The sequence below is a fragment of the Convivina praedatoris genome, assembly GCF_933208495.1.
Taxonomy (GTDB): Bacteria; Bacillota; Bacilli; order Lactobacillales; family Lactobacillaceae; genus Convivina; species Convivina praedatoris.
Window position 1 is genome coordinate 44,113 of record NZ_CAKOET010000008.1, and the last position, 10,267, is coordinate 54,379.

The 10,267-nt window shown below is 38.3% G+C and carries 10 protein-coding genes; 5 read left to right on the forward strand and 5 right to left on the reverse strand.

Annotated elements, in window-relative coordinates; translation table 11 throughout:
- Positions 1-29 precede the first annotated feature (29 nt).
- Together M4974_RS07205 and M4974_RS07210 are read left to right on the forward strand one after the other, a co-directional pair.
- Entirely contained in the window at positions 30-728 is a 699-nt protein-coding gene (locus tag M4974_RS07205) for a CPBP family intramembrane glutamic endopeptidase (protein ID WP_248706667.1), read from the forward strand.
- 178 nt (positions 729-906) lie between these two features.
- Complete coding sequence (locus M4974_RS07210) at positions 907-1,590, forward strand: YoaK family protein (RefSeq protein WP_248706666.1); 684 nt, start codon at positions 907-909, stop codon at positions 1,588-1,590.
- A gap of 61 nt (positions 1,591-1,651) precedes the next feature.
- On the opposite strand, the gene M4974_RS07215 is transcribed toward M4974_RS07210, so the two are convergent.
- Complete coding sequence (locus tag M4974_RS07215) at positions 1,652-2,113, reverse strand: GNAT family N-acetyltransferase (protein ID WP_248706665.1); 462 nt, start codon at positions 2,111-2,113, stop codon at positions 1,652-1,654.
- A gap of 96 nt (positions 2,114-2,209) precedes the next feature.
- Here M4974_RS07215 and M4974_RS07220 point away from each other — a divergent pair, with 96 nt between their 5' ends.
- Complete coding sequence (locus tag M4974_RS07220; protein ID WP_248706664.1) at positions 2,210-2,632, forward strand: MarR family winged helix-turn-helix transcriptional regulator; 423 nt, start codon at positions 2,210-2,212, stop codon at positions 2,630-2,632.
- Between the two features lie 19 nt (positions 2,633-2,651).
- Here the strand turns inward: M4974_RS07220 and fucP are convergent, their stop codons facing one another.
- The 4 genes from fucP to M4974_RS07240 all read right to left on the reverse strand — a co-directional run bounded on the left by fucP (position 2,652) and on the right by M4974_RS07240 (position 5,098).
- Complete coding sequence (gene fucP, locus M4974_RS07225; RefSeq protein WP_248706663.1) at positions 2,652-3,980, reverse strand: L-fucose:H+ symporter permease; 1,329 nt, start codon at positions 3,978-3,980, stop codon at positions 2,652-2,654.
- Positions 3,981-4,159: 179 nt separating this feature from the next.
- A complete protein-coding gene (locus M4974_RS07230; protein WP_248706662.1) occupies positions 4,160-4,606 on the reverse strand; it encodes a hypothetical protein in 447 nt (148 codons plus the stop codon).
- Between the two features lie 46 nt (positions 4,607-4,652).
- Complete coding sequence (locus tag M4974_RS07235; protein WP_248715883.1) at positions 4,653-4,874, reverse strand: hypothetical protein; 222 nt, start codon at positions 4,872-4,874, stop codon at positions 4,653-4,655.
- Positions 4,875-4,927: 53 nt separating this feature from the next.
- On the reverse strand, positions 4,928-5,098 hold the full coding sequence (locus tag M4974_RS07240; protein WP_248706660.1) for a hypothetical protein: 171 nt from the start codon (positions 5,096-5,098) through the stop codon (positions 4,928-4,930).
- A 118-nt stretch (positions 5,099-5,216) separates the two neighbouring features.
- Between M4974_RS07240 and M4974_RS07245 the strand changes: the two genes are divergently transcribed.
- Positions 5,217-6,005, forward strand: a complete 789-nt coding sequence (locus tag M4974_RS07245; RefSeq protein WP_248706659.1) for a CPBP family intramembrane glutamic endopeptidase — start codon at positions 5,217-5,219, stop codon at positions 6,003-6,005.
- 162 nt (positions 6,006-6,167) lie between these two features.
- On the forward strand, positions 6,168-10,267 hold a 4,100-nt coding region (locus M4974_RS07250), incomplete at its 3' end, for a glycoside hydrolase family 70 protein (RefSeq protein WP_248715884.1).

Here is a 10,267-nt window from a genome sequence, read left to right on the forward strand (position 1 = left end):
AAGTTATTTTTTAAGAGGAGAGTGGAAGCATGTTTTTTGTGAAAGAAAAAGAACCAATCCGGTGGCGGACGTATTTGAAACGGATTGGGCTGTTGGCCTTGTTGCTGTTTTTATATCAACTGGCTGAAGTGCCAATGAGTTTATTGGCTCTGCCACATTTGAGTTTGCCATGGATAATATTTATCCTAATTTGCAGCCTCGTGGCGGTTGCCCTGATTATTTGGTATGCCTGGTATTGCTATCAAAAGGTTTATCAACAAGTCAGCCATAAAATAACTAAGTCAAACATTTATTTGATTATTGGTGGTTATCTAGCGACGGTCGTGATGGCGCAAGTCTTTACTTTCTTAAACAGTAAAATTTACGGTCAAGAGGATACGGCCAATGATATCGTCCTTCAAACTTTAATGAGTCATAATTCAATCATTTTAGTAGCAGCTTGCATATTTGGGATTTTTGTTGCCCCAATTGTAGAGGAGTTGCTTTTTCGAGGCTTTCTAATGAGGGGAATCCTAGTTAATTTGAAGCCAATTTATGCCATTATTATTAGTGGGCTCTTGTTTTCCAGTATCCATCTTAGCTCCAACCCAATTAGTTTTGCCTTGTATGCTACGATAGGGATGATTTTAGCCTATATCTACGCTAAAACAGATAAAATTGAAGCCTCAATTACCGTGCATATGATTAATAACGCGGTGGCAATGATCTTGATGGCTTTGGGTTATTAACTAAGGTGGGATTCATTATTAAAAGGCAAGCTTAGCGGCTTGCTTTTTTGCTGATGTTAAAGGCTTGTGAACTGTTTTATTAGTAAGGACTATGTTAGTCTTGGTATCTATAGTTATCTGCAACCCAAACTAGTTACAAATAAATTATGCCTAATAATTGGATGGAGGAATCAAAAATATGATCATTAAAAACAATGACTCCCTTTTTATGGGAGCCTTGTTAACCATGTTGGCGGGATCGATTGACGCTTATTCATTTCTAATTCACGGTGGTGTTTTTGCGGGTTTGCAGACAGGAAACTTCATTTTATTAGGAGTAGAAATTAGCCATGGCAATCTATTGGTGATGCAGAGGTATATTTTCTCGATTGTATCCTTTGCCCTAGGCGCTATATTAGTTCGATATATTCAACATAAATTTGATGATAGCCATACGAATGCCAACTTTCGAAAAATCGGTATACTTATTTATCAGATAGCTTTGTTAGGAGCTTCTTTTTATGCCTATCAGCGACATTTGGGAATTTTATCGACTGCACTGGTTTCAGTTGCGGCGGCTAGTGAGTTGCAGGAATTTAAAATGCTTAAGGGTAAGCCTTTCACCCCGATTATGATGACTGGAAATCTTCGAAAAATATCCGAATCCGGGATTGATTGGCTGATTTTTAAGCAAAAAGCGGCGCGCCATGCTTTCCTAGATACCTTAGTAATTATTGGAGGCTTTATTGGTGGAGCAGCCTTAACCGGGCTATTTATTAAACTTATGAGTGTTTATGCGCTAGCTGTGCCAATTGCCTTGACATTTATTATTATGATTTTGATTATTATCATTAGTCAAAATCAACCAGCTTCTGAACGTTAAAAAATGTCCCACCAATTTAATTGGTGGGACATTTTTAGTTAGAATTTGAACGATTCGTTGGTTAACCGTGTAAAGGGTCATTTATCTTATTTTGCCAAATCATAGTGACATGAGGAGTGCTTTCAAAAATAAAAGGTTCTCCTTCAGAAATAAAATTGAATTTTTCATAAAAGCCAACGACCTGTTCCTGTGCTTCAATTTCAATTGTCTTACCAGGCCACTGCTGACTACATAGTTGCAGGATTTGCTTGACTAATTTAGCTCCTAAACCAGATCCACGCGTAGCTGGGGATGTCACAACCCGGCCAAAGGTAATATGGTCATCTTCTATGAATACACGGGCGTAAGCATTAACCTGATTGACGTCTTCAGCTTGATAAAAGACGTGAGAGGCTTGAGGATCATTATCGTCTAACTCGTGATAAATACGTTGTTGTGCCACGACAAAAGTATCAATTCGTAATTTTAAAATCTGATAAAATTCTTCAGCAGTTAATTCCGCCATTTTCTTAATTTTCCACATAAAATACTCGCTTTCTAAATTAAAACTGTATAATTAGAGTTGCAAATACAACCGTGCTGTTTGAACAACTATATTACACGTAGGAGATAATTTCAAGTGGATAATTTAGAACTATTCCGTTTAATTGGCTCAATCTCACGTCGTGCTACTCGAGAAGTGAACCAAATGGTCAAAGCATATGACCTTGATAACAACCTCTTTTTATATTTATTGCGAATTGTGGAGCATCCTGGCTTAACGCAATATGAATTAATTCAGTTAGTGGAAGTTGATAAAACCACCATGAGTCGATCGCTCAAAAAATTGTTAGATAAAGGCTATATTCGAAAAGCAGTTGATGATCAAAATCGAAATTTTAAAAGATTGTTCCCAACTGGCCAAGCTCTTAATATTCAAAAAGAAATTGCCCAAATTGAATCAGAGTATGTTGATGAACAATTGGTAAATCTATCGACTGACGAAAAGGGAAAATTGTCAGCAATACTATTAAAAATACAGGCATCTTCGACCAGTAAATAGTCTAATGATGCCTGTCATTTTATTCAATATCGTGCTTGATTTCCGTGGCAAAGTAAAAGCTTACCAAGGCAAAGCAGATGGCTGAAACGATAAAGGAAAGTTGCATGGAGCCGATGCCATCTGAAACAATTCCCTGAATGGCTGGGATAACAGCTCCACCGACAATGGCCATAACTAAGATGGCGCCGGCAGTTTCGGTGTGGCGCTTATCTGTAACTGTGTCAAGCGTATGAGCATAGATGGTTGGCCACTGTGGGCCAAAGAAGAAACTAGCACTAACAGCGGCGTAAACAGCAATCATACCGGGAGCCAAAGCTGCTAATAGCAGTGACAACGTACCTAAAATTGAGTAAGCTGTCAGAACCTTAGTTGGTTGGAATTTGGTAAAGAGCCAAGTTGCAACGACCTTACCAACGAAGAACAAGATATAAGAATAAATCATGAAATCTGAAGCTTGTGCTTCTGAAATACTATGATTCATTACTAATGCTAAACGGATGGTAAAGGACCACACTGCCGTTTGCATACCAACGTAGATAAATTGGGCCAAAATCCCCTTTTTAAAACGATAGTTATGGGCTAGGTAGTTAATGGACTCGCTAAAACGAACCTTGGCATCAGATTCAACTTCGTTAACAATAGGTTTAGCACTCGGCATTTTAGTGCAAGCTAAGACAATCAACATCACTACCAGGACAAAGAGGATGTACTTGTAAGGCTGCAAAGTCAGTTGGAGCATTTTTTCGCCGTAAGCAATTCGTTCGGCGCCTTGCATGCCGGCCATTTTTTCAGATAGATTGCCGACTGAGCCAAAGATAAGATATTTTCCGAGTAAAATCCCGATGATACTACCGATCGGATTGAGAATTTGGGAAATGTTTAGTCGTAAATTAGCATACTTTTTAGGTCCCATCATTGAGCTATAAGTATCACTAGCAGTTTCTAGAAAAGATAGCCCAACTGCAATGGCAAAAATCGCCACGAGAAACATTGAGTAGGTCGCCACCTGTGAAGCAGGAAAGAATAATCCAGCTCCTAGAATGTAGGCCACTAAACCAGTCATAATGGTGACTTTGTAGGAGGCTTTTCGAATGACAAAACTAGCAGGAATAGCAACTAGAAAATAGCCACCATAGAAGGCCGACTGTACAAAGGCTGTTGCGGCATCATTTAATTCAAAAACTGTTTTAAACTGGGTAATGAGAATATCATTTAAACTGGCTGCTGTCCCCCAGAGTGGAAACATCAATGAAATGACAATGAATTGAAAAATTGGTGTTTTCTTAAGATATCCATCGGATAGTTGGCCGAAGTCATGATGGACTTTTTGTTGAGAGTGGTTATTCATATTTTACTTCCTTAACAATGGCTTAATTGAGCTTATGTAAACGTTTACAATAATTAAATGATAGCACATTTATTGTTTGCATGAGGCGTAATTTTTTAAATAATATTTTCAGATAATGATTGAAAATATTGTTATATAGTTAACATGTTTTTACATTAAAAAAACCTCATCTGAGGTTTTTAGGGGAAGTTTTTCCATTGGCCGTTTGGTAAAACTTTATAGTAGCCAATAGTACCACCAGCACCATTTTGTGAGACGGCTGTTAGTGACTTTAATTGGACGATGTAATAGATACCTTGGTCGTCATTATATTGATTAGCACCAGCAACGATATCGCTATCATTTTGGTAGCCAAGTTGCTCTTTAGTATAGGCCTCGGCATCTGTACTGGAGCTAATATTAATTGATTTGGAGCTATCGGTCTGCGAATCGGTGCTCTGATTGGCGGTAGTGCTGGCTGAACTGTTGTCAGAAATAGTCGTTGAACTTTTTGTAGTTGCTGAAGAACTAGTGTTGGTACTTTTGGTTGTGGATGTTTGGCTGGAATGAAGATTGTTATGAACAGCCCACCAACTGCCACTGGCGATTATGGTGATTGCTAGTAGAATAAATAGCCACTTTTTCATTCATGACTCCTTGGTAGCTTTATGGTACTTTTTAGACAGGTTTTGATTAACGTTTGTATAAATCCCACAATAAGGAAAAAGCACCACCGATAGTGATTAGTCCCGGTAGGAGGGCGGTTTTAAAAATATCGGCTCCTAATAATGTTAAACCAAGAAACACAAAAGTTAAATCACTGTATAGTTTTTGATTCGATTTACTTACCTTGGCGCTAGTTTGAAGGTAGCAGCTGGCAAAACATCCGCACTCGGCCAGGAATGCAATCATCATTTGTACTACATTGTTAAGCATAAATTAGCTTACCTCCGAGGATTTCAAGGTCATTATAAAGTCAAAACCCAGGCGATATCTAGAAAATTCTTGATATATGCCTTTTTAAATGAGGGTGGCTGTCCGGTTGTATCGTTTTTAACATATTCATCAAAATAGGTGGAACGAGTGTAGAAAAATACGGCGATACCGTATAACAATAAAAGAATGCCAATAATTATCATGAGCCTTCCCCTCCATTTAGAATTTTAACAAGAAAGGTGCTTTCCCTATTATAGTATAATAAGGATTCTTAAAAAGATGGATTTACACTTTGTATAAATGGGGAGAAATTGAAGAAAAATGTTAGATTTAAAAAAGAATAAACAAACCCAAATGCTTGTTATTTTTGCAACTTTTGTATTTTTGATGGTCATGGATCACCTGAGTTCAAGAGGCTTAAGCAGTATCATGCACTGGATTCCCTTACCAACCCACCGTGATAAATTTTACTTACTGGAATTTGTCTTTAAATCTCTTGAATTAGTCTTAGCCTTAATTGTTGGCATTTGGCTACCCGTTCGAAAATTCTTTAAAATTAACTTTGGTAAGAAAACAATTATTTGGTTAATTGTGTTAGCAATCTTGACCATTTTAATTTCCTGCATTCATCCCCATAATATTTTTGATGGCTTATTTGTTGGTTTGATTGCTGCTATTCCTGAGGAATATATTTTCCGTGGTATCTTCCTGGGTGCGCTACTAACCGCCCTAGCTAAAACCAAATATGGTGTGTGGACTAGTTTGATTGTGTCATCTGGATTATTTTCTTTTTATCATATTGGTAATATCTTCCATCAAAATTTAGTTGCCACGGTAACTCAGATGGTGGCTGTTTTGGGGATGGGTTTCCTGTTTGGTGCGCTATATGTTCGAACGGCGAGCCTGCTAATTCCGATGATTGTGCATTTTTTCATTGATTACAATTTAACGATTATTCAAGGTTTACCTGACGGTTATGTTGCTAAAGATTTAAACGTCGGTATGGTTGTGATTACCCTTTTCCAGTTGGTGCTATACATTACCCTAGGGATGATTTCTATGAATATTGTTAGGCCTGAACGCTGGCGACTACCGAAATTGCTGCATTAAAAATAACTGATAGTATTATGTGTACTCTTCAACAGGGATGAGAATGTTGTCATTACTGTTGGAGTTTTTTTATTTATGCTAGTTTTCTTTATTATGTATTTCACTTAACTTTCCTCTATAATGAAGTAGTGATATTTTACAGAAATATGGGGAGGAGTATTTATGAATAAAAATAATACGTTGAGTCATAGACTAACCAAATCACATTTCAAAATGTATAAGTCAGGAAAATTTTGGATTGCTTCTGGGATTAGTGTCTTTACCTTAGGAATTGGGAGTTCCATTTCAGCGACCGCCGATAACACTGAATTTACTGGTCAATCTGATGCCACCAATCCTTATCGACAAATAGGACAAGACTCACTAACGCCTCTACGAAGTATTGAATCCACGGCTTTACAGTCTGAATCTATGGTTGATAGTACCTCTTTACTATTTGATACTAGTTTGGTTGCAAGTACAAGCCAGATGAGTTCAAGTGTGTCTAATACCGATGATGATTCGAATGTTATTTCAGATAGTTTGTTGCCACAAAATATTGGGTCAACAGCCACTGAAACGATTGTTCAAACTAGTAGTTCACTGTTGAATGAAAGCGACACACCGACCCTAGTTGTAGATGACAGGCAAAGTGTAGTGACGGATTCGGTTAGTGACAGTACTTCAAATGCTATGACGCTCACGCGTGCAAGCGTTGATAATGATTCATCTCAAGCTAGTTCACTAGCTCAAAGTACTAGTTCTATCCAAAGTTCAAGTACTCAGGTGATTAATCATGATGTCAGTCAAGCTAAGTCACTTGCCCAGAGTACTGTAGCGAGCGAAAGTACTGAAGTCATTACCCGTAGCACTGCGTTATCGCAAGACCTAAGTCAGGCTGGTTCTTTAGCTAATAGTACCTCCTTGAGTCAACAGAAAAGTCGAAGTCAAGATTTAAGTCAGGCGGTTTCTATTGCCTACAGTATGGCGGGAAGCCAGTCAACGAGCTTATCTTCTACGACTACCGACCAAGTGAACGACGCTAATGTACTAAGCGTCTTTAATTTGGGAAACCTTGTTAACAGTGGATTTACTAATGATCAAATTGTGCAGCTAATCTTAAGTCAAGATAAGCATTTAAAATTTGATCAAGGAAAGTTTTATTTTGTTGATGATCAGGGTAATGTTCAAAAGAATTTTACGGCCATTATTAATAATCAGCCTCTTTATTTTAGTAAAGATACGGGTCAATTACAGACTTTGCGGAATCAGTATACAAATGGCCTGACTGATATTTCTAATGAGCATAATGCTGCTGCCACATTACAAAATAGTAGTTTTAATACAATCGATGGCTTTATGACCGCTGATAGTTGGTACCGTCCTAAGGATATCTTGAAAGATGGTATTACTTGGGTACCCTCAGCTACGACTGATTTTCGGCCGTTATTAATGACCTGGTGGCCGGATAAAAATACTCAAATGGCTTATTTAGCTTTTGCCAAAACTAAAGGTTGGTTACCAGATAGTGTTGATGTTTCCAACACCAATCAAAACTATCTAACTGTATTATCCGATGTGGTTCAAGCTAATATTGAAAAAGAAATCAGTGCTCAAAACGGTGAAACCGATTGGCTACGCCAAGATATTTCTGATTTCGTTAAAATGCAATCGGGCTGGAATGTAAATAGCGAAAATCCATCTAATGATTTTTATTTGGGTGGTTTTCAGCATGGGGCTTTGTTATATGTGAATAATCAGTTAACGCCTTGGGCTGACTCAGAGTATCGATTACTAAATCGTGTTCCTACAAATCAAAATGGGACTCGTACCGATTTTTATCCCGGTGGTTTTGAATTACTATTAGGTAATGATATTGATAATTCTAACCCGGTTGTCCAAGCTGAACAGCTTAATTGGCTGCACTATCTTTTGAATTTTGGCACTATTACTGATAATGACGCTGATGCTAATTTTGACTCATATCGAGTAGATGCTCCTGATAATGTAGATGCTGATTTGCTTCAGATAACAAGTGAATACATGAAGACTGTATTTCATGTTGATACAGACAATAACTTGGCTAACCAGCATATTTCGATTTTGGAAGACTGGTCACACGGAGATATTGATTACTTAACAGCACATGGTTCTAATCAGCTTTCCATGGATCCAATGTGGCAAGATAATACCATTAAAGCGTTGGGCTGGAATGATAATCGCGCCGCATTAACGAGTGTGATTAAGTCGGTAGTCGCTGATCGCACTACTGATAGTACTACTAATGTTGTTGCGCCAAATTATACCATTATTCGTTCCCATGATAATCAGACTCAAGATGAAGTGGCTAAAATTTTGTCTCAATTATATCCTGGGATTGATCCTTTTAAACCCACTCAGGAGCAATTAAGAGCCGCTTTGAAGATTTACGATGAAGATTTTAAAGTGACCGATAAGAAAGTGACACTGAATAATATTCCAGCAATGTATGCGTTACTGTTGAGTAATAAAAATACGGTACCACGAGTTTACTATGGGGATTTATACACTGATAGCGGTCAGTATATGTCCCAACAAACAATTTATTTTGATGCCTTGACGCAGTTAATGAAAGATCGAGTGAAGTATGTTGCTGGTGGACAAACGATGACTTCGGGAACTACACAAGGAACAAAGACAGATAACCTGATTGCGAGTGTTCGTTTTGGTAAGGGATTGAATACAGTTTCAGATAATGATTACCAAAAGCATACGGATGGGATGGGGATTATCATTAGTAATGATAATAATTTCCGTTTAGAAAACGGTGAAACTGTTACTTTGCATATGGGTGCTGCTCATGCGAATCAGTTGTTCCGAGCTTCTTTGCTAACAACGGCAGATGGTTTGAGTGTGTTTTCTTCGGATGCTGGTGCACCAACCATGATGTCTGATAAAAATGGAGACTTAGTCTTTACCAATATCGCAGGGGTTCATAATCCTAAGGTATCTGGATATTTAGCCGTTTGGGTGCCTGTTGGTGCAGCAGATACGCAAGACGTGCGAACTTTGGTCAGTTCCAAGCAATATACCGACGATAAGACTTTCCATTCTGATGAAGCGTTGGATTCTAACTTGATATATGAAGGTTTTTCTAACTTCCAGTCCATGCCTGAAAGTGCAGACGATTATATGAACGTTAAGGTTGCTCAAAATGTTAGTTTCTTTAAATCCTTGGGTATTACTAGTTTTGAGTTTCCTCCTCAATATCGTTCGAGTCAAGATGGCAGTTTCTTAGATTCAATTGTACAAAATGGTTATGCCTTCACTGACCGCTACGATTTAGGATTCAACACCCCCACTAAATATGGTACAGTGGATCAACTTCGTGAAGCAATTAAGGCGGTCCATCGCGAGGGTATGCAAGCGATGGCTGACTGGGTTCCGGATCAGCTATATGCTATGCCTAATAAGGAAGTTGTAACGGTTACTCGTACTGATATCTTTGGACGCCCCATTCCTGATGCCATGTCTAATACGTTATATGTTGGAGACACCAAGGGTAGTGGTAACGATTATCAAAGCATTTACGGTGGCGCTTTTCTTCAGGAATTACAAGAAAAATATCCTAATCTATTCACTACTAAGCAAATTTCTACCGGTCAACCAATCGATGGGTCGGTACAAATTAAGACTTGGTCAGCCAAATATTTAAACGGTAGTAATATTCTTGGGCGTGGTGCTTTCTATGTGCTTAAAGATGTTGCTACTCAGGGGTATTTCAGGGTTAATCAAAGTGATAATTTCTTACCTAAACAAATTCAAGGAGAAAAAGCAAACACTGGATTTATGCAACTAAATGGTAAAACTGTTTATTTCTCAACTAGTGGTTATCAAGCTAGAAGCAGTTTTATTCAAGATGGGGATGATTGGTATTATTTCGACCAGGATGGTTACATGGTTTATGGTGATCAAACCATTGATGGGGCTCAGTATTTCTTTTTGCCGAATGGCGTTCAATTAAGAAATGCAGACCTCTATAGAAACGGCATAGTCTATCGCTATAACAATGTTGGACGACTAGTTAACCTAGATAATTCTGGAACATCTGATATACCGGCTAGTGGATCTACATCGCACAGTCTTAGTGGTTCAAATTCTGATAGTGACTCCACGCCACCAAGTGGTTCAAATTCTGATAGCGAATCCACGCCACCAAGTGGTTCAAATTCTGATAGTGACTCCACGCCACCAAGTGGTTCAAATTCTGATAGTGACTCCACGCCACCAAGTGGTTCAAATTC